Source organism: Pantoea sp. S62, from assembly GCF_016658625.1.
Taxonomy (GTDB): Bacteria; Pseudomonadota; Gammaproteobacteria; order Enterobacterales; family Enterobacteriaceae; genus Pantoea; species Pantoea vagans.
The window spans coordinates 351,507-378,430 of sequence record NZ_JACVVI010000002.1 but is presented as its reverse complement, the minus strand read 5'-3'; the positions used below and the strand labels follow the sequence as shown (position 1 = coordinate 378,430).

The window sequence follows — 26,924 nt, the reverse complement described above, 5'->3', positions numbered from 1 at the left end:
ATCCGCCCCTCTTTGCTGGCTGGCTGCGCTGAGCGGCTATGCTGTTACCTGTTCGACCCTAGACAGACTGAGACTAAAATGACGCAAACACGCGCACAGCAGGCGCTGGTTACGCTTTCTGGCATCAGTAAAGCTTTTGATGGTAAGACCATCATTGATGATTTTAACCTGACCATCCATCACGGTGAGTTCATCACCCTGCTGGGCCCGTCGGGCTGTGGCAAAACCACCATTCTGCGCCTGATTGCCGGACTGGAAGCGGCAGATCGCGGCCGTATTTCGCTCGATGATCAGGACATTACTGATACGCCGGCCGAACACCGTCACGTCAATACCGTGTTTCAGAGCTATGCGCTGTTTCCGCATATGACGGTATATGAAAACGTCGCCTTTGGCCTGCGGATGCAGAAAACCCCGGCGGCGGAGATAACGACCAGAGTCAATGACGCGCTGGCAATGGTGCAGCTGGAAAGCTTTGCCGATCGCCGCCCGCATCAGCTCTCTGGCGGCCAGCAACAGCGTGTGGCGATTGCCCGCGCAGTAGTCAATCGTCCTGAAGTGCTGCTGCTGGACGAATCCCTCTCTGCGCTGGACTATAAGCTGCGCCGTCAGATGCAGAACGAGCTGAAAGCCCTGCAGCGTAAGCTCGGCATCACCTTTGTCTTTGTCACCCACGATCAGGAAGAGGCGCTGACCATGTCCGATCGCATCGTGGTCATGCGCGACGGCAAGGTCGTGCAGGACGGTACGCCACGCGAAATCTACGAAGAGCCCGAAAACCTGTTTGTTGCCCGCTTTATCGGCGAAATTAATGTCTTTGATGCTGAAGTGCTCGCCAGCAACGGCGCGCCAGACGTGCGTGCCCGGGTCGAAGGACGCGAGTACGAGATCCACTGTGCTTTCCCGGTCAGCGTGGGTGACCGGCTTCATGTGCTGCTGCGTCCGGAAGATCTGCGTGTGCAGGAGATCCACGGTGACAGCGCATCAGATGGCCTGATTGGCTATGTGCGCGAACGTAATTACAAAGGCATGACGCTGGAGTCTTCGGTAGAGCTGGAGAACGGTAAGCTGGTTACGGTCAGCGAGTTCTTTAATGAAGATGACCCGGACGTTGATCACTCGCTTAATCAGAAGATGGCCGTGAGCTGGGTGCCGGGATGGGAGGTGGTACTGCCCTATGAAGCGGATGCGTAATGGTTTTCAGAAGGGGATCATCGCCCTGATTGTCGGCTGGCTGGCACTGTTCGTCTTTGTGCCCAACCTGATGATTTTTGTCACCAGTTTTCTGACGCGCGATGATGCACATTTCGTCAGCGCGGTGTTGACCTTCAGTAATTACACCCGGCTGCTCGACCCGCTTTATGCGCAGGTGCTGCTGCACTCGCTGAGCATGGCGCTGATTGCCACGATCGGCTGTCTGCTGCTCGGCTATCCCTTTGCATGGTGTCTGACAAAACTCACACCGCGCCTGCGTCCGCTGATGGTGTTTCTGTTAATTGTGCCTTTCTGGACCAACTCGCTGATCCGTATTTACGGCCTGAAAATTTTCCTCAGCACCCGTGGCTGGCTGAATGATTTCCTGCTGTCGCTGGGGCTGATCGATAAGCCGTTTCGCATCATGTATACCCCGGAAGCGGTGATCCTCGGGCTGATCTACATTCTGCTGCCGTTTATGGTGCTGCCGCTCTACTCCAGCCTGGAGAAGCTGGATAAACCGCTGCTGGAAGCGGCGCGCGACCTCGGTGCCGGTAAGCTGCAGACCTTTTTCCGTATTATTCTGCCGCTGACCATGCCGGGCATTATTGCGGGCTGTCTGCTGGTGTTGATCCCGGCGATGGGGCTGTTCTACGTCGCCGACCTGATGGGCGGCGCAAAGAATCTGCTGATTGGCAACGTCATCAAAAGTCAGTTCCTCAACATCCGCGACTGGCCATTTGGCGCGGCTACCAGCATTGTGATGACGCTGTTGATGGGATTGCTGTTGCTGATTTACTGGCGCGCGGCGCGACTGCTGAATAACCGGGTGGATTTAGGATGATGGCACGCCTGTTACGCGGCAGTTTTATGGCGATTATTTACGCCTGGTTCTATATACCAATTGTTATTCTGATCGTGAATTCGTTTAACGCCTCCCGCTTTGGCATTAACTGGCAGGGTTTCACGACCCGCTGGTACAGCCTGCTGCTGAACAATGACAGTCTGATTCAGGCGGCGCAGCACTCGCTAATCATGGGCGTGCTCTCAGCCAGCTGTGCCACACTGATCGGCGCACTCACCGCTGTCGCTCTCTTTCGCTATCGTTTTCGCGGCAAGCCCTTTGTCAGTGGCATGCTGTTCGTGGTGATGATGTCGCCGGACATTGTGATGGCTATCTCCCTGCTGGTGCTGTTTATGCTGCTGGGCATTTCGCTGGGCTTCTGGTCACTGCTCTTTTCCCACATTACATTTTGCCTGCCGTTTGTGGTGATTACCGTCTACTCACGCCTGAAAGGCTTTGATGTGCGCATGCTGGAAGCAGCCAAAGATCTGGGGGCCAGCGAAACTACCATTCTGCGCAAAATCATTCTGCCGCTGGCGATGCCAGCCGTCGCCGCCGGATGGTTACTGAGCTTTACCCTGTCGATGGATGATGTGGTGGTCTCTTCCTTTGTCACCGGTCCGACGTTTGAGATTTTACCGCTGAAGATCTACTCAATGGTAAAAGTTGGCGTCTCACCGGAAGTGAATGCGCTGGCCACTATTTTAATGCTGCTGTCACTGCTGCTGGTCGCGGCCAGTCAGTGGCTGCTGCGTGACAGAAATAAATAAGAGGATTGAGGATGAAAAAGAGATCTCACTGGCTGGCGGCAGGTGCATTGTTGCTGGGTATGAACGTGGCGCAGGCAGACAACAGTAATACCCTCTATTTTTACAACTGGACCGAATATGTGCCGCCAGGGCTGCTGGAGCAGTTCACGAAAGAGACCGGCATTAAAGTGATCTATTCGACCTATGAATCCAATGAGAGCATGTACGCCAAGCTGAAAACCTGGAAAGATGGCGCTTACGATCTGGTCGTACCGTCAACCTACTTCGTGGCAAAAATGCGTAACGAAGGGATGCTGCAGAAGATCGACAAAAGCCAGCTCAGCAACTTCAGCAACCTCGATCCCGACCTGCTGAATAAACCCTTCGATCCTGACAATAACTATTCGATTCCCTATATCTGGGGCGCGACGGCAATCGGTGTCAATACCGATGAGATCGACGTGAAAAGCGTGACCCGCTGGGCCGATCTGTGGAAGCCGGAATATAAGCAAAGCCTGCTGCTGACCGACGACGCGCGCGAAGTGTTCCAGATGGCGCTGCGCAAGCTGGGATACTCCGGCAATACCCGCGATCCTGAGCAGATCAAAGCGGCATATCTTGAACTGAAAAAGCTGATGCCCAATGTGCTGGCCTTCAACTCTGATAATCCGGGTAATCCCTATATGGAAGGCGAAGTGAATCTGGGCATGCTCTGGAATGGCTCAGCGTATGTCGCACGTCAGGCGGGCACCCCATTAGCGATCGTCTGGCCTGAAGAGGGCGGCATTTTCTGGATGGATAACCTCGCGATCCCGGCTAACGCGAAGAACAAGGCAGGCGCGCTGAAGCTGATTAACTTCCTGCTGCGTCCTGACGTCGCGGCGAAAGTGGCGGAAACTATCGGCTATCCTACACCGAACCTCGCGGCAAAGGCGTTGCTACCACCCGCCGTGGCGAACGATCCGTCACTCTATCCACCTGCTGACGTAATTAAGCACGGTGAATGGCAGGATGATGTGGGCGACGCCAGCCTTCAGTACGAAACCCTGTTCCAGCAGCTTAAAGCGGGCCGTTAAAATTGATTAAAGGGGCAGACTGCTGACAAACCCAATGAGGGTTGCTTTGGCAGCAATGCATTAGCTAAAAGCGCAGGGAAAACAGGCAGAGGAGGAAAGCGTCCCGCGCCAGGGACAAAAACGCCGGGAGCGTTTTTGAACAACGCAACGCGTTGGCCCGGTAACGGGCGCACCTCAGGGATGAGGTGCGTAATCGCGCGGGACGAGCGGCCATGGATGGTTTGAGCGACTTTCCGATCTGACCGTGTTCCCTGTGCATACACGGTCTTACAGCTGGCCGTGGCAGACTTTGTCAGCAACCTCGGGCGGCCATCGCCGCCCCGCCTACTTATACAGCCCGCGCAGCAGGGTATGAACAAACTCCGGCACCACTTCGCTCGCCAGGCCGTAATGCCGTTCGGCAAACTCGTTACCCACCTGGCTCGGCTCCAGGTTCAGCTCAACGGTGTGCGCGCCCTGCAGTTTGGCCTCATGCACAAAGCCCGCGGCCGGATAAACATGGCCTGACGTGCCGATAGCGATAAAGTAATCGGCCTGTTCCAGCGCCTGGTAAATCTGCTCCATACCCAGCGGCATCTCGCCAAACCAGACCACGTGCGGTCGCAGCGCAGAGGGGAACTGACAGCAGGTGCAGCGATCGTCCGGCGTGATATCGCCGGTCCACTCAATTACCTGACCGCTGGTGACACAGCGCACCTTTAACAGCTCACCGTGCATATGCAGCACCCGGCTGTTTCCGGCACGCTCATGCAGGTTGTCGATGTTCTGCGTGACCAGCAGGAAATTATCGCCTAACACCTGCTCCAGCTCCGCCAGCGCCAGATGGGCGGCATTGGGCTGGATGTCGGCTTCCTGCAGCTGCTGACGACGCGCATTGTAGAAACGCTGCACCAGCGCGGGATCGCGCTGAAAGCCTTCGGGCGTGGCAACGTCTTCAACGTGGTGCTCTTCCCACAGGCCATCAGCCGCGCGGAAGGTCCGGATGCCGGACTCCGCGGAAATGCCTGCGCCGGTCAGCACCACAACATGCGGCTGGGGATGAGCGGCCAGTTCGGCCTGACGATCGCGCTCAAAAATGCGCTGGCGAAAGCGCTGATGCACTTTTCTCCGGGTTTTCTTCAGGCGGGCAAGTCGTATGCGGCGACGTGGTGTACGCATAAAATCTCCTGGCGTAGCAGCTGCGGCGAGCCGCTCTAAACAGATTCCGGGTTAACATCACCCGATAGTAACGGTTGCTGAGGGCATGACCCAACAGCAAAGGTCTTAAACAGATGCGGCGCGAAATCACTCGCGCCGCATTTTTATCACTGACCGCTTAGTACCCGAGCCGGGTCAATGCGGCTGGCGCGTCTGGCCGGATACCAGCTCGCCAGCAGGCTCAGCAGAATGGCGGTAATCAGTACTGAGAACACGTCAATCCAGTGCAGTTCCGAGGGCAGGAAATCAATAAAGTAGATATCTCCTGCCAGCAGATGATGACCGGTGATTGACTCCAGCCCGCGCACCAGTGAGGTCAGATTCAGCGCCACCAGCACGCCCGCGACCACGCCGCTGACGCTGCCCAGCAGGCCCGCCAGCAAACCGTACCAGATAAAGATGGCGCGGATCAGCCGGTCTTTCGCGCCGAGGGTACGCAGCACCGCGATATCGCTGCTCTTGTCCTTCACCGCCATCACCAGCGTGGAGACGATGTTAAAGCAGGCGACACCAATTACCAGCACCATCGCCAGATACATGATGGCGCGGATCATCTGAATGTCGCGGTACATATAGCCGTAGGTGCCAATCCAGCTCTTAATGTAGACGTAAGAACGGGTTGCTTCACCGGCATCGCGCACCAGTTTGACGGCCTGGAACGGGTCGGTCATCTTCAGCGCGATACCAGAGACGCTGTCACCCATATCCAGATAGTGCTGCGCATCGGCCAGCGGCACCAGCGCCAGACTGTGATCAAGCATGCCGCTGAGTTGCAGGATACCGCTGACCTGCAGCCGAATGCGTTTTGGCTGAAGCAGTTTGTTATCACCATCGTTATTCGGGATCATGATGGTGATCCAGTCGCCCTGCTTCACCTTCAGCGATTCAGCAATGCCGCCGCCCAGAATGATCTGCTGCTTACCGGCGGCAAAAGAGGACCAGGCGTTACCGGCGACAAACTGTGGCAGTGCGCTGAGGCGCGGCTCCTGGGCAGGATCAACGCCCTTCACCTGCAGCGCTTCCAGCCGGGCACCGCTCTCAATCAGGCCAGTGAAGTTGACATAGGGGGCTGCCGCCGCAATGCCGGGCACCTTTTCAATCGGCGCAATCATCGACTGCCAGTGCTGGAACGGCTGATTAACCGCCTCGATTTCACCGTGCGGCACCACCGCCAGAATGCGGTTATTCAGCTCACGCTCAAAACCGTTCATGGCGCTGAGGCCGATAATCAGCACCGCCACGCCCAGCGCAATCCCGATGGTGGAGATCACCGAAATCAGCGAAACCATGCCGCCACGACGGCGTCCACGGCTGAAGCGCAGGCCCAGCAACAGGGATAACGACGAACCCATTACAGCGCTCCTGCCAGAGTGAGCTGATCGCTTAACTGACCATCACGCATCTCCATCTGACGCGTCATGCGTTTTGCCAGCATCAGATCGTGCGTCACCACCAGAAAGGCGGTGCCCTGACGAACGTTCAGCTCGCCCAGCAGTTCAAAAATAGCATCGGCGTTGCGCGCATCCAGGTTACCGGTGGGCTCATCCGCCATCACCAGCCGTGGTCGGTTGACCAGCGCACGGGCGATCGCCACGCGCTGACGCTCGCCGCCGGACAGCTCAGACGGCCGGTGCGCGGCACGGTGGTCCAGCCCGACGGCGGCCAGCATCTCGCGGGCGCGATCCTGCGCTTCTGCTTTCGCGATTTTGCCAATCAGCAGCGGCATCGCCACGTTCTCCAGCGCGCTGAAGTCTGGCAGCAGATGGTGGAACTGATAGATAAAGCCCAGCTCGCGGTTGCGCAGCTCGGCTTTGGCCGACGAGGACATGGCGTTCAGCGACTGACCATCAAACACCACATCGCCCGACGTCGGCGCATCCAGACCGCCCAGCAGATGCAGCAGCGTACTTTTACCGGAACCGGAGCTGCCGACGATCGCCGTCAGTTCACCGGGCTGAAGGCTGAAAGCCACATTGCGTAGCACATCGGTCTGCACGCTGCCTTCCTGATAGCGTTTGCACAGGTCGCGGCACTGCAACAAAGGAGTGTTACTCATAACGTAAAGCCTCAGCAGGTTGAACGGCGGCAGCGCGCCACGAAGGATAGAGCGTAGACAACAGCGCCACAATCATCGCGCTGAGGGCGATGGTGACCACCTGCCACACATTGATATCAACCGGCAACGCGGCACCATCGAGGAACAGGCCAATCACCGGCATTAAATTGTTGAGCTGGCTGGCGAGCAGCACACCGAGCAGCGTGCCGAGCAGCGTGCCAATAATTCCGGCGCTGGCACCCTGCACCATAAACACCGCCACGATTTGCCGGCGCGTCAGGCCCTGGGTTTGCAGGATCGCCACTTCGCCCTGCTTCTCCATGATCAGCAGGCCTAATGAGGTGATGATGTTAAAAGCGGCCACAGCGATAATCAGGCTCAGCAGCAGGCCCATCATGTTCTTCTCCATGCGCACCGCCTGGAAGAGATCGCCTTTGCGCTCACGCCAGTCTTTCCAGACAAGCCCCTGGGGCAGCGTCTGCTGGCTGAGGCTGTCAACCGATAGCGGTTTATCCAGCCACAGCCGCCAGCCGGTAATATTCCCGGCCGGATAGCGCATTACGCGCGACGCATCCTGAAGATTAACCAGAATCTGATAACCATCGACTTCGCTGTTGGCGGCATAGGTGCCTGCCACCGTAAACAGACGCTGGCTCGGCACGCGTCCCATCGGGGTAAACTGGCTGACCGACGGCACCATCAGACGCAGCTGATCGCCACGTTTTACGCCAAGCTGTGACGCCAGCTGTTCACCGAGGATCACATTGTACTGCCCGGCCTGCAGCACGCTCTGCTGGGTGTTCACCAGGAACGGCGTCAGCGGATCCTTTTCATCCGGCTCAATGCCCAGCATCACGCCAACCGAGACGCTGTGCGGGCTTTGCAGCACCACACTGGCGGTGGTCAGCGGCGCGATGCGGCTGACACCCTGCAGATTCAGCGAGTCAGCGGGTTGCTGTTGGGGATTGAGACTGCCTTTGTCGCTGGTGATCAGCGCCTGAGGCATCAGGCCAAGAATATTGCCTTCGAGTTCACGCTCAAAACCATTCATCACCGATAACACGGTGACCATCGCCAGCACGCCGAGCGTAATGCCAATCGTTGAGAGCCAGGAGACAAAGCGACCGAAGCGATCCGATGCTCGTCCGCGCATGTAACGCAGACCGATAAATAGCGCGACAGGTTGATACATGGAATCCAGTAAGCCGTTGCCTGAAAATAGGTAGTGGGATGATAAAGGAGCGGCTCGCTTTATGAAACCTCTAACCCTCTGAGTCGGCAGCAAAGTTGCGTCAGGATACGTCACATTCACGACCAAAGCCGCAGAATAGACGATAAAGCCATCGCTTATTGGCTGATTATCCAGCGCCCTGGCGCGTAGACTACAATCTGTAACAGGATAAGAGGGTATTTATCGCACAGCGATAGAGGTAGCGACCATGTTGAAATTTCCCAAAGGCAGTATCGTTAAACATCAATCCGGGGAAATCAGAGGCGAAATCATCAACGTCTTTGAGCAGGGAAGCGCACCAGCCGGCTACTACGTAAAGTGGGACGACGGCAACCTCAGCTATCATCCTGAGCAGGAGTTATCCTGGGCAAATATCGACCGCCCACGCATGTATTACACACAGCAATCCATAAAATAGAATGCCCGTTTAACCCCGTCGCTGCAGAGCGACGGCGGTTTTTTCTGATCCCGCTCCAGACTCGTCTATCCTCTCTCTATCCGCTGTATTACCGCCGACGCCCGGTAATGGCTGACCGATCCCCGTGTTCAGCGCGGCGCGGCAGGAAAATTGTGCCGCAAAGGTGATCCCCCTGACATAATATGGAATGATTACGTCCTGGAAAAATGGAGCAACCCCGAGATCCCATGCCCGAACAGACTCGTTATACCCTGCCCGTTAAATCCGGCGATCACCGCCAGCTCGGCCAGCTCATCGGCGCTGCACATGCGGTAGAGTGTGCCAGCATTGCCGAACGTCATGCTGGCCCGGTATTGATGATTACCCCCGATACCCAAACCGCCCTGCGTCTGCTGGATGAAATCCGTCAGTTTACCGATCTGCCGGTGGTGCACCTCGCCGACTGGGAGACGCTGCCGTATGACAGCTTCTCGCCGCATCAGGATATTATCTCCGCGCGCCTCTCGACCCTCTATCAACTGCCGGTGATGCAGAGCGGCATGCTGATCATGCCGGTCAACACCCTGATGCAGCGCGTCTGTCCGCACAGTTTCCTGCACGGTCATGCGCTGGTGATGAAGCAGGGACAAAAGCTGTCACGCGACCGGCTGCGCGATCAGCTTGAGCAGGCGGGTTATCGTCATGTCGATCAGGTCATGGAGCACGGCGAATACGCCACGCGCGGCGCCCTGCTCGACCTGTTCCCGATGGGCAGCGATCAGCCCTATCGCATCGACTTTTTTGATGATGAGATCGACAGCCTGCGTCTGTTCGACGTCGATAATCAGCGCACGCTGGAAGCGGTGGCAGAAATTAACCTGCTGCCTGCGCATGAATTTCCCAGCGACAAAGCCGCCATTGAGCTGTTCCGCAGCCGCTGGCGCGAAATTTTTGATGTGCGCCGCGAGTCGGAGCACATCTATCAGCAGGTCAGCAAAGGCACGCTGCCCGCGGGCATCGAATACTGGCAGCCGCTGTTCTTTGAGCAGCCGTTACCCAGCCTGTTCAGCTATCTGCCTGACAACACCCTGATTGTGAACTGCGGCGACCTCGAAGGCAGCGCCACCCGCTTCTGGCAGGATGCTGAGGCGCGCTATGAGAACCGCCGGGTGGACCCGATGCGGCCGCTGCTGGAGCCGGTCACCCTGTGGCTGCGTCCCGATGCGTTAATGGGTGAACTGAAAGCCTGGCCGCGCATCCAGATGACCAATGAGGTGCTGCCTGCCAAAGCTGCCAACACCAATCTCGGTTATACCCCGCTGCCAGACCTAACCGTTCAGGCGCAGGCGAAAGCGCCGCTCGATCATCTGCGGCAGTTTATTGAGACCTTCAGCGGCGCCGTGGTCTTCTCGGTAGAGAGTGAAGGCCGCCGCGAGAGCCTGCAGGAGCTGCTGGCACGGATTAAACTGCGTCCTCAGCCGGTGCACCGTTTTGATGAAACCGTCGACGATCGTTTCACGCTGATGATCGGGGCCAGCGAGCGCGGTTTTATCGATACCCAGGGCAACCGGGCGCTGATTTGCGAAAGCGATCTGCTGGGCGAACGCGTCAGCCGTCGCCGTCAGGATACCCGTCGCACCATTAACCCGGACATTCTGATCCGTAACCTGGCGGAGCTGCATCCCGGCCAGCCGGTGGTTCATCTGGAGCACGGCGTGGGCCGCTATATCGGCCTGACTACGCTGGAAGCAGGCGGCATTGAGGCGGAATACCTGATGCTCTCTTACGCCAATGACGCCAAACTCTATGTGCCGGTTTCATCGCTGCACCTGATCAGCCGCTATGCGGGCGGGGCTGACGATAACGCGCCACTGCATAAGCTGGGCAGCGATGCCTGGTCACGCGCGCGGCAGAAAGCGGCGGAGAAAGTACGCGATGTGGCGGCTGAGCTGCTGGACATCTATGCCCAGCGCGCCGCTAAAACCGGCTTTGCCTTTAAGCATGACCGCGAGCAGTATCAGCTGTTCTGCGAAAGTTTCCCGTTTGAAACTACGCCCGATCAGGCACAGGCGATCAATGCCGTGCTGAGCGATATGTGTCAGCCGCTGGCGATGGATCGACTGGTGTGCGGCGACGTGGGCTTCGGTAAAACCGAAGTCGCGATGCGCGCGGCGTTTCTGGCGGTAGAAAACCACAAACAGGTGGCCGTGCTGGTGCCGACTACCCTGCTGGCACAGCAACACTACGATAACTTCCGCGATCGCTTCGCCAACTGGCCGGTTCGCATTGAGATGCTCTCCCGCTTCCGTACCGCCAAAGAGCAGGCGCAGGTACTGGAACAGGCCAGCGAGGGCAAGATCGATATTTTGATTGGCACCCACAAGCTGCTGATGAGCGATCTGAAATGGCACGACCTTGGCCTGCTGATTGTCGATGAAGAGCACCGGTTCGGAGTGCGTCACAAAGAGCGCATTAAAGCGATGCGTGCCGATGTGGACATCCTGACCCTGACCGCCACGCCGATCCCGCGCACCCTGAACATGGCCATGAGCGGCATGCGCGATCTCTCAATTATCGCTACCCCGCCTGCCCGCCGTTTAGCGGTAAAAACCTTTGTCCGTGAATACGACGATCTGGTGATCCGTGAAGCGATTCTGCGTGAAGTTCTGCGTGGCGGCCAGGTTTACTACCTCTACAACGACGTCGAAAATATTGAGAAAGCGGCGCAGCGCCTCAGCGATCTGGTGCCGGAAGCGCGGGTGGCGATTGGTCATGGACAGATGCGTGAGCGTGAACTGGAGCGGGTGATGAACGATTTCCATCATCAGCGTTTCAACGTGCTGGTCTGTACCACCATCATCGAAACCGGAATCGACATTCCGACCGCTAACACCATCATCATTGAGCGGGCCGATCACTTTGGTCTGGCGCAACTGCATCAGCTCCGTGGTCGCGTCGGTCGTTCGCATCATCAGGCGTATGCCTGGCTGCTGACGCCGCATCCGAAGTCTATGACCACGGACGCGCATAAACGCCTGGAGGCGATCGCCTCACTCGAAGATCTGGGCGCCGGCTTTGCGCTGGCAACCCATGACCTGGAGATTCGCGGGGCGGGCGAACTGCTGGGTGATGAGCAGAGCGGACAGATGGAGACGCTGGGCTTCACGCTCTACATGGAGCTGCTGGAAAATGCCGTGGATGCGCTGAAAGCGGGTCGCGAGCCATCACTGGAGGATCTCACCAGCAACCAGACCGAGGTGGAACTTCGCATGCCAGCGCTGCTGCCCGAGACCTTTATCCCGGATGTCAGCACCCGTCTTTCACTTTATAAGCGCATTGCCAGCGCGGAGGTTGAAGAGGAGTTGCAGGAGCTGAAAGTTGAGATGATCGACCGCTTCGGCCTGCTGCCTGACCCTGCGCGTAATCTGCTGGACGTGGCGATTATTCGCCTGAAAGCCCGCGCGGTCGGTCTGCGTAAGATTGAAGCCAGCGACAAAGGTGGCTATTTCGATTTTGCGCCGCAGAACAAGGTCGATCCGGCATGGCTGATTAGTCTGCTGCAGAAAGAGCCGCAGCAGTGGAAACTGGATGGGCCAACACGCCTGCGATTTACCCGCGAGCTGTCGGAAAGAAAAATCCGTATGGATTGGGTGCAGGGCTTCGTTTCACAACTGGCTGAGCATCAGGCGTAACCCTCTGCCCGCGCTTTGCTGAGCTAATCGGTAAAGTGCGGGAAAATGGCGATAAAAAAGGCGCATCTTTGAGATGCGCCTTTTTCATTACGTCGTGCTGTGTGGCCGCGAGTGCGGCAAAGCTTTGCCCAATTACGCCTGGTCACCGTTGAGAATCAGCTGACCATTGCGATCCAGTGGAATACGCGTGCCGGGGTCATTTTCCATACGGATTTTACCCTGCTGATCGCCTATTTTATAGGTCACGTCATATCCCAGTTTTTTCTCTTGTTTGTCATACACTGTTTTACAGCGCTGTTCGGTTGTCGTGTAGGTATCACGATCCTGCAGTCCGCCCTGGACCTGATTACCCGCATAACCGCCTGCCAATGCACCTGCTACCGTCGCAACATCCTTACCGCGACCGCCACCGAACTGGTGACCCAGCACTCCACCTGCCACTGCACCTAATACAGAGCCAGCAAGACGGTTTTCATCCTGTACGGCCCGGCGGTGCGTCAGAGTGACATTACGGCACTCCTGACGTGGCTGTTTAATGCTCTCTTTGATTGGCGTTGCAGCCAGTACCTGAGCGTATTGAGGACCGCGATCAAACACGTTCATGCCCGCTACGGCGGCAACACCCAGCGCTGCTGCCACACCAATACCGATACCCGCTAACATTGATTTATTCACAGGAAGTTCCTCCTGAAAAGTGTTACCGCGCAATCCTGCTGTTAAAGCATCCTCAGTAACTGAGGTATAACCGGCGTGCGCGACGCGCCGTGTTTGTTGAGATGAAGTTTTACAGATGGACCGAAAATGCAACATCAGATAAATGGAGGAAATTGGTCACTTTGCTATCAGGGCCAGTTTTTAGGAGAGTTCTGAGGTACAGCGAATTATTACTGGTACCGATTTAAGCCAGAAATTTAAGTATTTAAATCAATGTGATAAACCTTTACAAAGCGTTATAAAGACGCTGACTGCCTGTTCTGGTAACGGCATTTCCATCGCTACCTGTAAGCAGGTTACTGACTATGCCGTAAACGTGGACATTCATTGCTGAAGCAACCAGGCTTCAGGAATGAAGGAAGAGAAAACTAATCAAAAATACTCTCTGACGGGCATTCCTTCACGTCGCTCCAGCCCACTAAGGCGCCGTCTGGAGTGAGATTTTTGATGGACACGCTATCGCCTGAATATTCAGAGCCTCTGACCACGATATCGTAGTCATGGTTAGCCTGAGGAATAAATTCAGCAGTGACAGATTTTTGAGTGTTCTGGTAGTACCCAGTCTCAGTCCAGTAGTGGATGATCCGAATCATTTGTCCCGGCTTCAGGGTGAACTCATTGATGAAAACACCATTATTATCAGATGAGGCTGGCATACCTATTCGTTTATTCCCTGTGACAGGGATACCCAGAATGGCAAAGCCAGAAGTAATACGGCGTTCCAGTACTTTTTTATAGCAACCTGAACCCTGCTTTTCAAAGAACTGAAGAGCCGTATTGCCCTCTGAAGCGACGCGAATCCGGGCCGCATCCTGTTCTTTATAATCATCCAGAGAAGGTCTGAAACCTGTGGTGCAGCCACTCAATAATAGTGCTATCAATCCGGAGATGATGATTTTTGCCGCCATTGTTTATTGTCCTTAATTTAACTGAAATAAAAATGGGATTATTTTAATGATGTCGGATCCGGGTGCCTGTTGCGTTGCACAGTCTTTATGGGTCGATGCAACTATTAAACAAAATGGCTGGCCAAATCATTGTGCAAAGACTTTATTAATCCTGCGAGGAAAATAAAATAAGGTATCTATATCTGACAATTAACTAAGACCTGAGATTCATTAAATCTTACCCTTCACAGGCCGCAAAAAAACAACCCTGACCAGATGATCAGGGTTGCAGATTTTAGCGTTAAATCAGAAACGGTAGCCGATACCAATGTTGAAACCATTGATAGCAACATCTTCGTTATATTTCACGCGAGTACCTTCATAGCCAACACTCACAGAGAGGTTGCTGACTGGATTCACGACAATACCTGCGCCATAGGCAAAAGAGGATTTATTTTCGCTATAATCTTCGGAATACGCTCCGAGATAAGTCACGTTCTCATCCACTTTGGTATGGGCAACACCGATCAATCCATAGAAGCTGACATAGTCATTGATACGATATGCCGGACCAGCCATCAGTGAGTAATATTTCACTTTAGTTTTGCCGTCATACCCGCTGACATCGCCATAAAAATCTTCGCGCTCAGAAAAACTTTGATCGCCTTTCAGATAGCTGAACGAACCAATAACGCTGAGAGGAGAGTCCCACTCATAGCGATACTGAACATTGACACCGCGAATGTTTTTGAAGTCATCAACTTTGCTTTGAGCATAGCCGATCGAGACAGTGTGATTATCAGCCAGCGCATTGCTGCCCACGAACAAACCGCCACACAGTAATGCCAGCATCGTTAACTTAGAGGTCATCTGGTTAATTCCTTTTCATAATTTAACATTATTTCCCTGCGCTTATCGCAGGACTTCGTTCCCTGAATCACCCATACCCGACGGACTGGTTATCGTTTTATCAATCCGCCTGTACCGGCCAGGAATTTCCTTTAGCGCTCCGCGCCTTATGCTCAGACAGGGTCGGAGTGCATCTGTTTATACCCGGGTGTTTTAAAACAGGCTGACCTGTGGAAATCTGGGATTTAAATCCCACTCGTTCACAATGGCATTTCGTCCATTTAATTTGAGTTAAGTCAGGAATTTCACCACCTGAATAACTAATGTACTTTATTTATTAATCCATTTTTCAGGGCATTATTAGACCAAAAATAATCAGAGGTATCAAGACCGCATCGCCACAAAAAAAAGAAAAATCACCGAAAATATTATCCCTAATACATCCAGAAAACCACACGGTTTTATACCGTCTATTAACACGGATTCTCAATCTGACCGCAAGATTCCCCTTTATTCAGACTCTGAGTTACAGATCTATTTAAATTGACCTGTATGGAAAATAGCAATTGGCGAGTTACACCTGCACTTATTCAAAAATGCTGACCTGAAACTGACTGCCAATGCTTATGCTCCTACCAGTGTGCTCTGTTGTGCAGTGCACATATTTCGCAATGTTGCCGGAGTTCTGCAATCTGATGCCGGAACGATTTTTATTTACTGTAGCTATGGAGGCTGTTAATGCTCCCTTCTGCCGGATGTGCTCATCCGCAGTCATGTTACAGCTGCGTCACGTCGCAGCCTTTATTACCGACTTTAGTGGAGGCAAGGCGTAATCAGTAAGACAGAATGAAGGCTGGTTAATGTGGAATCATAGTGTGATATTCAGCCGGGAAAGAATATTCCGTAAGGCGATATGAAGAAGGGATAAGCGAAATGCAGACCGGAAAAAAAGAATCCGTTTATCAGAGACGGCTCGTAATTTACTACTTCGCTTTCAGCGAGTTTACCCGACGGAAGGTGTATATTTGAACAGGAGAAAACAGGAGAGGAAGAGCGTAACGAGAGATTTTAGCGCGGACTGAAGGTGGTGGAACACCAACAGCCCGCTGACCACAACCAACTGATAAGGAGTTGATCATGGCTGATACGCATCATAAGCCAGAGACGCACATGCCCACAACTACCGCCAGCGAATCGCAGGTGCATTATTACAAAGTGGGTTACCGGCCTAATAAAGGCCAGCCGAACCCGCTGCCGCAGTTGACTATTAAAGGCCGCTGGCTGGAAACGCTGGGATTTACGACCGGGCAGAAGATCGAGGTGATCACTGGACCGGGGCAGTTGATTCTCCGGCTGGCTGAAGAGTGACAGGCAGATAAAAAAATCCCGGCTCGGTAGGCCGGGATCACTGTTTATTGTGGATCGGATGGCGGCGTTTTTCGGACTTTGCGTTCATCTATTTTAGCGAAAACCCATGAACCTAACCCTCCCGCAGTACCCGCGATAGTGCTTACAACGATGATATCTATAATTACTTCTTGCGTTAAATTCACCTTGCCATCAAAAATTAAATCAATAATAACAATAGCTATAAAGAAAAAAATGAAACAGCAGGCAATAAGGTAAATAACACTTAAAAATAAAAGCCTTAAATTTATATTCTGATTTTTTTTATTGTTCAACATCATTAGAATCCTTTTTGTTAATTTTGTCTTTAACTTTATTACCAATAAACTCACCACCAACAGAACCAATAACATCGCTGACGAAGCCAGAGCTTGGGCCTAAAACTGGTTTCAATACAGGCGGTGCAACCACACCAACCACACTACCTATGGCCCAACCAGCTCCCGTACCAGTTAAAGCACCTTTATCAGGCCCATCAGTAAATAGGGTTCCACCTGCCGCGATTCCTGCGTTTTGCCATATATTTCGCCCCGGAGCCAGTACTCCCGTAATACCTGCCGAAGCGCTGCCCCAATAATCCCAGGTTTTTTGCTGATTTTCAGGCAAACTCTGGTTCTTGACACTGTTTATATCAAACCACTGATATGTTCCGTTCGCTATTTCTGCGATTACTGCACCACCCACGACCTTACCTATCGACGCCGCCGGGCCTAAATACCACGCACCCGCAATCAACACACCATCTTTATAACCGTTTACGATAACTTTGGTTATATTTTCCCCTTCAGGCATATCACCTTTAACATTTTTACTCATTGCCGCGTTGATCTCTTCCGGTGTCGCTCCTGCACCTTCCATTGACGTCCCAAGCGTTGAGGCTGCACTACCGTAACTGTTCAACCCTGACGGCAGATTGAACATGTCGTTATTCTCAGAAGTATTTTTTCCTGCCTGAGCCCCTGCAACAGCTGAAGCTCCACTGTCTCCGGCAAGCCCGCCCGCCAGCCCACTTGCCAGCGTACTCAGAGTTGATATGGTCTGCTTTTGCGCCTCATCCAGTTTGCTATAGTCATCCGTACCGTACAGCGTTTTCGCTATCACGGAAGTTGCGGCGGAGGCGGTCGCGGCACCTGCCGCTCCGCCCAGAGCTGAGTTACCAGATGCCTGCGCCACTACTGCGCCAACTACAGCATGCGCCATCAGGTTGGCTTGCGGGTTGCCCTCCGTCAGCGTATGTATCTGCTCCGCCAGGTACGGTGCCGCCGCCCCGCTCAGCGCCTGGGCGATGTTGCCTCCCGCCAGCCCCTGTATCGCCGCCGTCGCCGCGCTGATACCCTGCTGCACTGCCCCGCCGGTTCCCATTCCGCTGTCCAGCATCGCCCGGTTGTACAGCGTCTGATACACCTGACCGGTGATGTCGGCCGTGGTGGGTTCATGACCCGGATTCGCCTTCCGCCACTGCGCTTCGGCGTCCTTTCTCTGGTCCGGCGAGATGTTTTTCATCTTCTCAGTAGCGGCCTTTGTCGCCGCTATCTCGCCCTGCGTCCGCGCGATGTCCCCCGCCTGGCTGCCGATTTCCGCCAGCAGCTGCGCCGTCTCCATCCGGCGCTGCTCTCTATCCTTATCGAAGATTTTATCCAGCCCCGGATTCGCCCCCTCTGCGTCGCGGCTCAGCGCCGACACGTCCTGCGTCTGATTCGCCTTATCGCGGATAACAATCGTGCCGTCGCTTACCGCCGCCTTCGTCACCGACGAGGCGCTCCCGCTGCCGTTCAGCCCCGCCAGCAGGCCGTTCGCCATGTTGCCCTCAAACTGGCTGCCGATGCTGCCGCCGGTGCTCATCCCCACGCTCTGGTGTTCGGTTTTGTAGTCCGCGTGGTTCTCAATGTTGCTGAAGCCCAGCGTGCCGGTGTCGAGCCGGTTTTTATCCGCGTTGGCGGTGGAGCTGATAACCGCACCGTTGAGCTGGGTGTGCTCACCGGCCGTCACGTCAAAGCCGCCCTTACCGGCAAAGATGCCCGTCTGTTCGGCTACGCTCTGCCAGTTGCTGTGCATTTTGTCCTGGCTGAGGTTCACGCTCGCCGACCCGGTCATCGAGCCGAAGGTGAAGCTGCCGCCCGCGCTGGCGTTCTGCTGTTTACTGTCGTAGCGGTCGCTGTCCTGCTCTGAGGTCAGCGTCAGGTTGCGGCCCGTGTCGACCTTCACGCTCTCGCCGCGCACCTGTGCCCCGGTCAGCGTGGTGTCGCGCCCGGCGTTCAGGCTCAGCCCGTTGCCCGCCGTGAGCGTGGTCTCGGTGTGGGTCAGCCCGTTGCCGTTTGCGCGGCCTTTACCCGCGTTGACGCTGGCCGACACGCTGATACCGTAGCCGCCCGAGCCGGCAGTCAGCCCGATGCCGACGCTGCCGCCCTTGCTGCTGTTAGTGCTGTCGGTGCGCTCGCTGTTCTGCGCAGAGAGCAGGCTGATGTCGTTTTTCGCCGTCAGCGCGAGGTCGCCCACCGCCTGCAGCTGACTGCCCTGCACGAGGATATCGCCCGCGCTGCCCGGCTGCGCGCCGGTGGCGGTGATGTTCAGGTTACCGCCCGCGCCCAGCGTACTGCCCTGCGCATCGCGGCTTTCGGAGCGGGTCTCGCTTTTCGACGACTGGCTGCCGTACGAGAGGCTGATGCCGACCGAGCTGGTCGAGCCTTCTTCATAACCTTCCTGGCCCGGCTTCAGGCCCGAAGCGGTGTTTCTGGCGTTCGCCGCGTCGGTCTGCGCGCCGTCCATCTGGTAAGCCTGCGCGGCCTGCGCTGCAGTCAGCGCCGCTTTGGTGCCCTGCAGTGCCTTCAGCCGGCCATCATCGCTCTCATCGGCGGTGCGGGCGGTCTGCACCGCCGTGTTCAGCGCCGCGCCCACCGTGCCGGACAGCGCAAGCGTCAGGCCGCTCTGTTTCTGCTCGGTCTTCGTCAGCGCGGTGTGGCTGTTTTCGGCTGCGCTGACGGTCACGTCGCTGCCGCTCAGGGAGAGATCTTTACCGGCGATCACGTCGCTGCCGTGCACGGTAAGCTGATTACCGGCGCTGAGAGTCACGCTCCCGTCGCTGCTGCCCACCGTGCTGCCCCGGTGAAGTGCGCCGCTGGCGTCGGTGCTGCTCTTCTGCATTGCCTGACCCACGGTGAAACCGATGCCGCCGCTGCCCATCAGGCCCGATTTTTTCTCCTCGCGCTGATGCACTTCATTATTCGTTTCTGTGGCGGTCGTGATGCTGAGATCGCGGCCCGCCGTCAGCGCCACATCCTGCGTACCAGCGACGTTGCTGCCGGTCACGGCAATATCGCGGCCCGCCTGAAGCCGGACGCTGTCGCCGCTCAGCGTGGTGCTGAGCGCCTGACTGCTGTGCAGCTCGTCGTGAGTTTCCAGACTGCTGCCCGACAGCAGTCCTTTGCTGGTCTGCTTACTGTGTTCGGTGAGATCGGTCCGGCTGTTGCCCGCGCTGAGCACGATGTCGCGTCCGGCACTGGCGGTCAGTGCACCGCCCGCCGTGACGTCAGCGGCGGTCGCGCGGATATCCTGTCCGGCACTCAGCTGCAGTGCGCCACCGGCGCTGATGCGTGTTCCGACATCACTCTGCTGTGACATGCGACGGTAGTTGCTGCTGTTCCAGCTATCGTCTTCACTGTGCTGCGTGCTGAGGGTGCCGAGCGTCAGGTCATTGCCCGCCTGAATCTTCGTGGTGCTCTTCTCTCCGGCGTTGCCGATATCGCTGGCGGCCAGAGTGATATTGTTCAGTGCACTCAGCGTCAGCGCACCGTCACTGCCCTGCACGTAGATACCGGCCGGACGATCGATCCAGCGGTCGGTGCCGTCGCCGCGCAGCGTGGACTGGCTGGTGATGTCGCGCCCCGCCAGCAGCGTAAGCTGACTGTCGCCACGCAGGGTACCGCCGAGGTTAGTGATATCCTGGCGGGCGGTAAGATTAACGGTGTTGCCGCTGATGTAACCGCTGTTAGTCAGCGACTGCGCCGTCAGCTGCGTCACATCACGTCCCTGAATGGTCCCGCTGTTGGTGATGTCGTCGCGGGCATTCAGCGCCACGCTACCGCCCCCGATCAACGCGCCGTCGCCGGTTAAGTCACCCTGTTTTACCTTCGCATAAACCTGCGGCACCAGTACGGTCTGCTGTGTGCCATCCGGCAGCGTTACGGTCTGGTTCACCAGCCAGACGATGTCGCTGGTGAGCAGTGCCATCTGTGCCGGGGTCAGCGCCACGCCGAGTTCCAGGTTGTAGGCTTTGCCAAAGGCTACCCCATTATTCATCAGCCCGCGATACTGATCTTCATCGCTGCCATATCCGCTGATATAGCGGTTGCCGGTCAGCTGAATAATCTGATCACGCACCAGCCGCTGCTCGTAATAACCATCACCCAGCCGCTTCAGAATCAGGCTGCTGTCGGTGGTCAGGGCATTCTGCATATAGTCGCTGCTGAGCCACTGTTTCTGATTCACAAAGCGCGGATCGGTCTCAACCAGGTAGTGGCTGTCACTGCCGGGTTGCAACTGGTAGAGGCTGTTATCCGGCAGACGGATGTCCGGTGAGACGGCGCGGATCACCGGCGTAATCGTCTGTCCATCGACCACCGTCGCGGGCAGCGTCAGCGAGAACTGCTGCCCGGCAGGTAACAGCAGCGGCCGGTCTTTGAGGCTGCCGAGTTTGTCCAGCGTCAGTGCGCTGTCATAGCGCAATCCGGCGGGCAGTAAGGTACTGCCGCTATCCGTGGCACTCAGCGCCACGGCGGTAACCGCCTGCTGAAGAGAAGGCGAGCCAATACTGTCGGCCTGTGCAGTGACACCCTGCTGCTGTCGGTTGCCGGTCTGGTAGCCATTGCCCTGCGGCGCGGCATTCGCCTGCCAGCTCAGCGTCTGCAGATCGATGGTTTCCGTTACGGGGGCCGGGCGATAGGTTTTCCGATCCTTGCCCTGCGAAGTTTCGGTCCCGCCAAATTTCTTTTTCTTCTTTTTCGCGTACCAGCGCACCGATTTCCCGTCGTCCGTGGTGACGCGCGTTCCTTTCGTCGCCTGATTATTCAGCTCACCTATCTGACCGCCCAGTACGGCTCCTGCGACAATCTGACTGTCCTGATTATTGAGACGGCCGGCGCTAAAGGTCATATTTCCGCCCGACAGAATTTTGCCCGGATCGCTCTCCTGGATCTGGGTTTCTTTCACTACCCTTCGGTAGTCATACTCATAAAACTCGCTGCCGCTGGTGCCGTCCGGCATTTTTGCCGTGTGCACGCCATATTTATTTTTTTTGCTGGTGTCCACTTTGGCCCAGTCGAAGCGGTCAGTATGGCCTTTGAGCACCGCGTCATGGTGCTGGCTATCTTCAGTCGTAACGACCTGCGTGGTCAGATGACGGTTGGTATTGTTGATTTCCGCCATGCTGATCGTGGCATCCTGCCCGGCCTCAATGGTTGCCCCGTCATTGTTGAGCTGCTGCCCCTGTCCGGTGGCCTGATAATTCGCATCCAGCTGGCCGCCAATATGCAGATCGCCATCACTGTAAATCAGCGCATGGTCACGATTATTCAGGGTGCCCGCCCCGATATCCAGTCGCTGTCGGGCAGCAATCACCGCCGCTTTGCCCTCTTCGCTGAGGTTATTGAGCAGCGAAGCCGCAATGGCAATATGATCACCAAAGATGCGACCGGTGCCGCTGTTATTCAGAACGCCCGCCACCAGATGCGTCAGGCCACCGTCAATCAGACCACGATTATTCAGGGTATGCGCTGCCGTGATGTCAGTCTGTCCGCCGCTGATCTCACCACCAGCCTGGTTATTGACGTTCTGTGCAGTCAGGTACAGCGATTGCTGGGCCGCGAGGGTGCCGTCGTTGATGACGTCACCCCCTGTCGTCAGGCGCAGTGTGCCATTGGCTTTGACCGCCGAGGTATTATGGAAATCACCCGCCAGGGTGATGCCAAGATCGCCCTGCGATAACACCTGCCCGTCGCCGCTCAGCGCAGCCGCGTTGATCTGCGCGTCGTGATCGGCGATCAGGGTGCCCTGCTGGTTGTTGATAGTCAGCGTCTGACCCGGCGCATTATTGATGGCCAGCATCCGACGCTGCTGGGTTTTAGAGGCAGCAGACCGGGCTGGCGCACTCTGCTGGATGGTCAGGGTATCGGCGGATGAGATCAGCCCGCTGACGTTGTCCAGCGCCTGCTGCACGATTAATGCCAGCCGCTGATTTGCACGTAACGCACCCTGGCTGTTGTCCAGCGTGACGGCTTTGAGGGTTAAGCTGCCCGCTTCGATCCCTTTGCCGCTCTGTCGGGTATCGCGGTTGATCAGCGATGGCGTGGTAATCGTCATCTGCTGGCCGCCCTGAATCAGCCCGCTGCGGTTATCCAGCTGCTGGCTCAGCGACAGTAAGCCGTCACCGACGCTTTGCACCAGCCCGTCACTGTTGGTGAGCTGACCTGCCGTCAGTGATAGCGTGCCTGCCGAGAGGAGTTTGCCTGTCTGATTAAACAGTGCATTTTGTCCCGCATTGAGCGTCAAATCGGTGCCGCCCTGTATCTGCCCCTGCTGGTTATCCAGCGCGCCACTGTCGATGTGAAGGTTACCGCCACTGGCAATCAGTCCGCGCTGGTTAGCCAGCGTCTGGCCGGATGTGTTAAGGGTGATATCCCCCGCCGACTGCAGTTTACCGTCACTGTTGTTCAGTGCCTGACCGCTGAACAACAGCCCGCCATTACCTGCGATTTGTCCCTGACTGTTGTTCAGCTCAGAGGCACCGATCGTGGCCTGGTTTCCGGCGGCAATAAAGCCCGTCTGGTTATCAATCGCACCGCTGCGCAAATCCAGACTGTTCAGGGCAACGATGCCGCGCTGACTGCCACTGTCGCGATTGATCAGGGCGTGGCCCTGGGTGTCCAGCGTCATGTCGCTGCCGGCCTGTAACAGACCGCCCTGGTTCTGCAGCTCGCCACTGGTGAGATCAAGCCGTCCTTTACCGCCCGTCAGCGTGCCGGACTGGTTGTGAATGTCGCCTGCCGCAATCTGTGCCCCTTTGCTGCCGGTGATAAAGCCGCGCAGGTTATCCAGCGTGCCGCTATAGAGCTTCAGGATGCCCGCACTGAACAGGCCGCCTGCCGCTCCACTGTCACGGTTAATGAAGTCGTTGCCATGAGTATCCAGATTGAGATCGCCACCCGACTCAATCCTGCCTGCACGGTTGTTGAGCAGCCCGCTGTCCAGTTGCAGCGCACCTTTAGCGCCCAGTTGCCCCTGCTGATGATCGAAGGTCTGCTGATGGGTGTCGATGCGGACATTCTGGCCCAGCATCACCCCGTTCTGTCCATCGATCTGGCCCGTGGAGAGGAGCAAATCGCCACCCGCAACGATCCCCCCTTGTTCACCGCTGGCGGTATTGGTCAGTTGCGCGCCATGGGTGTTCAGCGACAGCGTCTCACCCGCCTGCAGCAGGCCATGCTGGTTATCCACGCTGCCGCTCTCCAGCTTCAGCGCACGATCGGCAGTGAGGGTGCCATCTGCATTATTCAATGCACCGCTGTTGAGCCGGGCGTTGCCCGCCGAGATCAGTGAACCGCCGCTGTTGTTGATATCACCGCTACTCACATGCAGATTGCCGCCCGCTGCAATAACGCCGGATGCCGCGTTATTCAGCGACTCTCCCTGCGTATCCAGCTGCATATCACCGCCAGACTGGAGCCGTCCGGCGCGATTATTCAGCGCACCGCTACTCAGCTGCACTTCCCCTCTGGCACTGACCAGCCCCGCTTCAATATCGACAGCCTGGCCCCGGCTATCAATGAACAGGTTTTGTCCCTGAATGACGCCGTGGTCGCCCGCAATCGTTCCGGTTAAAAGTTGCAGATCACCGCGCGCCACAATGCCGCCGCGGTCGCCACTGGCCGTGTTGGTCAGCTGCGCGCCGTGGGTGTCCAGCGACAGCGATGCACCGGACTGGATCAGGCCGCGCTGATTATCGAACGCGCCACTGTTCAGCGTGAGTGCGCCATCCGACAGCAGCGTGCCGTCACCGTTGGTCACACCTGCACTACTGATCGTCGCTGCCGAGGCCGCTGCTATTACGCCGTTCTGGTTATCAAAGTCGCCGCTGGTGATGGCAAGTGCGCCGCCGCTGACTATTCCGGCTTTACCGCTGTCACGATTGATCAGGGCCTGGTCGTGAGTATTGATCGCCAGATCGCCGCCGGACTGTATCAGGCCGGTGCTATTGTCCGTTTTACCGCTGGAGATCTTCAAATCGCGCCGGGCCACCAGATTTCCACCGGTGTTACCGATCTGGCCCTGTTGGGTATCGAGGGTTACCCCCTCACCGAGCACGGTTCCGCTGTGGTTATCTACTCCCTGGCTGCGCAGGGTGAGTTGCTGGCCCGCTTCGATGCGGCCCTGCTCATTATCGATAGCCTGACTGGTCGTTAATGTGGCATCGCCGCTGATGGCAGTGATGCGACCTTGCTGGTTACTCAGGCCAGCACTATTAAGTTGCAGATTGTGGCTGGCCTGCAGCGCCCCCTGTACGTTCGTCAGGGTTTCCTGAACCTGCAGTTGCAGATCGCCGCTGCCCGCCGCCAGTAGCGTCCCGCCACTGTTATCTAGGCTGGCTGATGTGACGCGCAGATTACCGCCGCTCTCTATCCGTCCACCACGGTTGTCTGCATCACCTGAAACCGCAATCGCCATCTCGCCTGTGCCACGCTGCGACAGCAGACCCTGATGGTGATCCAGCGTGCCCGCCGTCAGCGTCAGCGCCTCTGCCTGGGTATGTCCCTCTGAGAGATCGATCCTGTCACCGCTGAGCGTTAACGCACCCGCTGACAGCAGATTGCCCTTATTGCCTTCAAGCCGGGTTGCATTAAGGGTCAGCGCGCCGTTGCCCGCCAGCTGCACCGTGCCGCCCTGATTATCCAGCCATGGCGTATCAAGCTGCAGCGAATCACCGTTGCCTGCGATGAGTCCACCGCGATTTTCAATGTGCTGTGCCTGCAGCCGGGTATCGCCTTCATTGCTCAGCGTACCCTGATTGTTGAGTAATGAACCGGTGGAGAGAGTCAGCGCTTCACGGTTCTGCTGGCGCAGCAGACCGCGATTGTTACTGACGTTTTGGGCTGTGATGGCCAGGCTGCCAGCAGACAGTTTGCCATCATCATTGTTAAGCGCTGTTGCGGCCTGGATCCCGAGCGTGCGGCCCGCTACCGTTGCACCTTGGGTACTGATATCCGCCTGGGTGGAGGTCAGCGCAATCGCATCGGCTGAGGTCTGACTGCCGGCCAGATCGACCCGGCTGCCCCGCGCCTGAATCTGGTCATGCGCCAGATTTTTACCCTGAGCTTTCAGCTCGCCCTGACTGTTCAGCAGCAGATTGCCGGGCTGACTCAGTGTACCGTTGCCGTCAACGCCTGCCGCCAGCGTGCTTTCAGCACTACTCTGCAGGGTGCCGGCAGAGAGCGTGGCGTTTCTGCCCGCGCTCACCAGACCGCTGTTGCGCAGCGTACCGCCGGACGTCAGCGTAACATCCTGCTGTGAGACGATATTCCCGCGGTTATCCTGGTCGCCATTGCTGGCTATCTGCAGTGCGGCCTGACTTTGCAGCGTGCCGCTGTTCTCCAGCCGGCCATCCACCGTCAGATGCAGCTCACCGGCGCTGGCCCCCAGTTCACCGGCATTCCGCACGCCAACGCCCTTTTCAGTCCCGGTCAGGGTAATTTTATTGGCATACATGCCGCCAATTGCCGCCACATCAAGCGCAAACTCAGGCCGTGTCGCCCCATCATCCGCTTTAACCGTCGTGACGTTACTTTCAGTCGCGACCTGGTTCCTGCCCGTGACCACATTAAGTTCACGGGCATGCACTCTGGCGTTCACCGCTACCGACTGCGCAATGATCTGGGTGTAGTCCGCATCGCTGTCATTCAGGCCTTTACCTTCGATATTGATGCGGCCGCCATTCACATCGAAGCCTTTAAGCTGACCATTTTCGATCAGCGCCTGCCCGGTGGTGAGCGTATTGCGGCTGGCATTGATAAATCCGCAGCCGTTACAGGTGATGCCTGAAGGGTTAGCAATCACTACCGCCGCCCGTTTACCCGCCACTTCGATAAAGCCGTTCAGCTGGCTCGGGTTACGGCTGTTCACCTCATTGAGGATGACCGTCGCTTCCTGCTTTGAGAGCCAGGGGTTTGCCGCCACCATACCGCCCAGTTGAGTCGCGGTGTTCTGATGACTGTTGTTCAGTATTGCGCCACGCGCATCGACGTCGAGCTGGCTGTACTGATTGCGGGAAACGCCCTGACTGTTGGGCGTCTGAATGTTAATTTGCGGCAGACCGTTGGCAGTGGCCATGACCGTAGGCTGCTGGCTGCCCGGCGCGCTGCTGTCTGCCACAATATTAGCCTGAACCGGCAGGCTGACCACGCCCGCTGCCAGCCAGAGAGCAAAGCTGAGCGGTGAAATCCGCACCTGCGCTTCAGACTGTGAGGTGCGCTGACGGCATCGGGCAACGCGTGAATAACCGCTGCGGGTGATGTCGGACACCACCATTAACATGCCGCGAACCCGGTTGAAGATAAGGCGATAGCAAAGTTTATTCATAATGCGCA

The 26,924-nt window shown here is 56.7% G+C and carries 16 protein-coding genes; 7 read left to right on the top strand and 9 right to left on the bottom strand.

Translation table 11 applies throughout. The features are described 5' to 3' along the window. Positions 1-78: 78 nt before the first annotated feature. The 4 genes from potA to potD are packed head-to-tail and all read left to right on the top strand — an operon-like array spanning position 79 to position 3,863. Positions 79-1,194, top strand: a complete 1,116-nt coding sequence (potA, locus tag IBT54_RS04275; protein WP_201251616.1) for a spermidine/putrescine ABC transporter ATP-binding protein PotA — start codon at positions 79-81, stop codon at positions 1,192-1,194. After that, the gene (potB, locus tag IBT54_RS04270) at positions 1,187-2,038 is read left to right on the top strand and encodes a spermidine/putrescine ABC transporter permease PotB (protein ID WP_201251725.1); all 852 of its coding nucleotides are present in this window, start codon (positions 1,187-1,189) and stop codon (positions 2,036-2,038) included. The genes potA and potB overlap by 8 nt, the downstream gene beginning before the upstream one ends. Continuing rightward, on the top strand, positions 2,035-2,808 hold the full coding sequence (gene potC / locus IBT54_RS04265) for a spermidine/putrescine ABC transporter permease PotC (protein ID WP_013357485.1): 774 nt from the start codon (positions 2,035-2,037) through the stop codon (positions 2,806-2,808). The genes potB and potC overlap by 4 nt, the downstream gene beginning before the upstream one ends. A gap of 11 nt (positions 2,809-2,819) precedes the next feature. Beyond that, a complete protein-coding gene (potD, locus tag IBT54_RS04260) occupies positions 2,820-3,863 on the top strand; it encodes a spermidine/putrescine ABC transporter substrate-binding protein PotD (RefSeq protein ID WP_095707368.1) in 1,044 nt (347 codons plus the stop codon). Positions 3,864-4,187: 324 nt separating this feature from the next. On the opposite strand, the gene cobB is transcribed toward potD, so the two are convergent. The 4 genes from cobB to lolC all read right to left on the bottom strand — a co-directional run bounded on the left by cobB (position 4,188) and on the right by lolC (position 8,308). Further along, a complete protein-coding gene (gene cobB / locus IBT54_RS04255; protein WP_201251615.1) occupies positions 4,188-5,021 on the bottom strand; it encodes a Sir2 family NAD+-dependent deacetylase in 834 nt (277 codons plus the stop codon). Positions 5,022-5,167: 146 nt separating this feature from the next. Further along, positions 5,168-6,412: a lipoprotein-releasing ABC transporter permease subunit LolE gene (gene lolE, locus IBT54_RS04250; protein ID WP_033782665.1), complete on the bottom strand. Its 1,245-nt coding sequence runs from the start codon at positions 6,410-6,412 to the stop codon at positions 5,168-5,170. Next, entirely contained in the window at positions 6,412-7,116 is a 705-nt protein-coding gene (gene lolD, locus IBT54_RS04245; protein ID WP_161736345.1) for a lipoprotein-releasing ABC transporter ATP-binding protein LolD, read from the bottom strand. Before lolD ends, lolE begins: the two co-directional genes overlap by 1 nt. After that, a complete protein-coding gene (gene lolC, locus IBT54_RS04240; RefSeq protein WP_013357480.1) occupies positions 7,109-8,308 on the bottom strand; it encodes a lipoprotein-releasing ABC transporter permease subunit LolC in 1,200 nt (399 codons plus the stop codon). The genes lolD and lolC overlap by 8 nt, the downstream gene beginning before the upstream one ends. Positions 8,309-8,555: 247 nt before the next feature. Here lolC and IBT54_RS04235 point away from each other — a divergent pair, with 247 nt between their 5' ends. Next, entirely contained in the window at positions 8,556-8,765 is a 210-nt protein-coding gene (locus tag IBT54_RS04235; protein WP_013357479.1) for a hypothetical protein, read from the top strand. A 227-nt stretch (positions 8,766-8,992) separates the two neighbouring features. Then, a complete protein-coding gene (mfd, locus tag IBT54_RS04230; protein ID WP_201251614.1) occupies positions 8,993-12,436 on the top strand; it encodes a transcription-repair coupling factor in 3,444 nt (1,147 codons plus the stop codon). Positions 12,437-12,568: 132 nt separating this feature from the next. On the opposite strand, the gene IBT54_RS04225 is transcribed toward mfd, so the two are convergent. From IBT54_RS04225 to IBT54_RS04215, 3 genes are all read right to left on the bottom strand, one after another. Next, positions 12,569-13,111: a glycine zipper 2TM domain-containing protein gene (locus IBT54_RS04225; RefSeq protein ID WP_201251613.1), complete on the bottom strand. Its 543-nt coding sequence runs from the start codon at positions 13,109-13,111 to the stop codon at positions 12,569-12,571. A gap of 407 nt (positions 13,112-13,518) precedes the next feature. Continuing rightward, positions 13,519-14,058 (bottom strand): hypothetical protein, encoded by a 540-nt coding sequence (locus tag IBT54_RS04220; RefSeq protein WP_201251612.1) that lies wholly within the window; start codon positions 14,056-14,058, stop codon positions 13,519-13,521. 285 nt (positions 14,059-14,343) lie between these two features. Continuing rightward, positions 14,344-14,907, bottom strand: a complete 564-nt coding sequence (locus IBT54_RS04215; protein ID WP_013357475.1) for an Ail/Lom family outer membrane beta-barrel protein — start codon at positions 14,905-14,907, stop codon at positions 14,344-14,346. Between the two features lie 1,116 nt (positions 14,908-16,023). On the opposite strand from IBT54_RS04215, the gene IBT54_RS04210 reads away from it, so the two are divergent. Continuing rightward, entirely contained in the window at positions 16,024-16,254 is a 231-nt protein-coding gene (locus IBT54_RS04210) for a SymE family type I addiction module toxin (RefSeq protein ID WP_033782658.1), read from the top strand. Positions 16,255-16,298: 44 nt separating this feature from the next. Here IBT54_RS04210 and IBT54_RS04205 read toward each other — a convergent pair whose 3' ends face one another. Further along, positions 16,299-16,571: a hypothetical protein gene (locus tag IBT54_RS04205; protein ID WP_110331715.1), complete on the bottom strand. Its 273-nt coding sequence runs from the start codon at positions 16,569-16,571 to the stop codon at positions 16,299-16,301. Next, positions 16,558-26,916 carry a hemagglutinin repeat-containing protein gene (locus tag IBT54_RS04200; protein ID WP_201251611.1) on the bottom strand — a complete coding sequence of 3,453 codons (10,359 nt, stop codon included), beginning with the start codon at positions 26,914-26,916 and terminating at the stop codon, positions 16,558-16,560. The genes IBT54_RS04205 and IBT54_RS04200 overlap by 14 nt, the downstream gene beginning before the upstream one ends. Positions 26,917-26,924: the final 8 nt, after the last annotated feature.

Excerpts from the sequence above, each read along its gene's own strand:
- potA (WP_201251616.1), top strand. The coding sequence starts at position 79 with ATGACGCAAACACGCGCACAGCAGGCGCTGGTTACGCTTTCTGGCATC.
- potB (WP_201251725.1), top strand. The coding sequence starts at position 1,187 with ATGCGTAATGGTTTTCAGAAGGGGATCATCGCCCTGATTGTCGGCTGG.
- potC (WP_013357485.1), top strand. The coding sequence starts at position 2,035 with ATGATGGCACGCCTGTTACGCGGCAGTTTTATGGCGATTATTTACGCC.
- potD (WP_095707368.1), top strand. The coding sequence starts at position 2,820 with ATGAAAAAGAGATCTCACTGGCTGGCGGCAGGTGCATTGTTGCTGGGT.
- cobB (WP_201251615.1), bottom strand. The coding sequence starts at position 5,021 with ATGCGTACACCACGTCGCCGCATACGACTTGCCCGCCTGAAGAAAACC.
- lolE (WP_033782665.1), bottom strand. The coding sequence starts at position 6,412 with ATGGGTTCGTCGTTATCCCTGTTGCTGGGCCTGCGCTTCAGCCGTGGA.
- lolD (WP_161736345.1), bottom strand. The coding sequence starts at position 7,116 with ATGAGTAACACTCCTTTGTTGCAGTGCCGCGACCTGTGCAAACGCTAT.
- lolC (WP_013357480.1), bottom strand. The coding sequence starts at position 8,308 with ATGTATCAACCTGTCGCGCTATTTATCGGTCTGCGTTACATGCGCGGA.
- IBT54_RS04235 (WP_013357479.1), top strand. The coding sequence starts at position 8,556 with ATGTTGAAATTTCCCAAAGGCAGTATCGTTAAACATCAATCCGGGGAA.
- mfd (WP_201251614.1), top strand. The coding sequence starts at position 8,993 with ATGCCCGAACAGACTCGTTATACCCTGCCCGTTAAATCCGGCGATCAC.
- IBT54_RS04220 (WP_201251612.1), bottom strand. The coding sequence starts at position 14,058 with ATGGCGGCAAAAATCATCATCTCCGGATTGATAGCACTATTATTGAGT.
- IBT54_RS04215 (WP_013357475.1), bottom strand. The coding sequence starts at position 14,907 with ATGACCTCTAAGTTAACGATGCTGGCATTACTGTGTGGCGGTTTGTTC.
- IBT54_RS04210 (WP_033782658.1), top strand. The coding sequence starts at position 16,024 with ATGGCTGATACGCATCATAAGCCAGAGACGCACATGCCCACAACTACC.
- IBT54_RS04205 (WP_110331715.1), bottom strand. The coding sequence starts at position 16,571 with ATGTTGAACAATAAAAAAAATCAGAATATAAATTTAAGGCTTTTATTT.
- IBT54_RS04200 (WP_201251611.1), bottom strand. The coding sequence starts at position 26,916 with ATGAATAAACTTTGCTATCGCCTTATCTTCAACCGGGTTCGCGGCATG.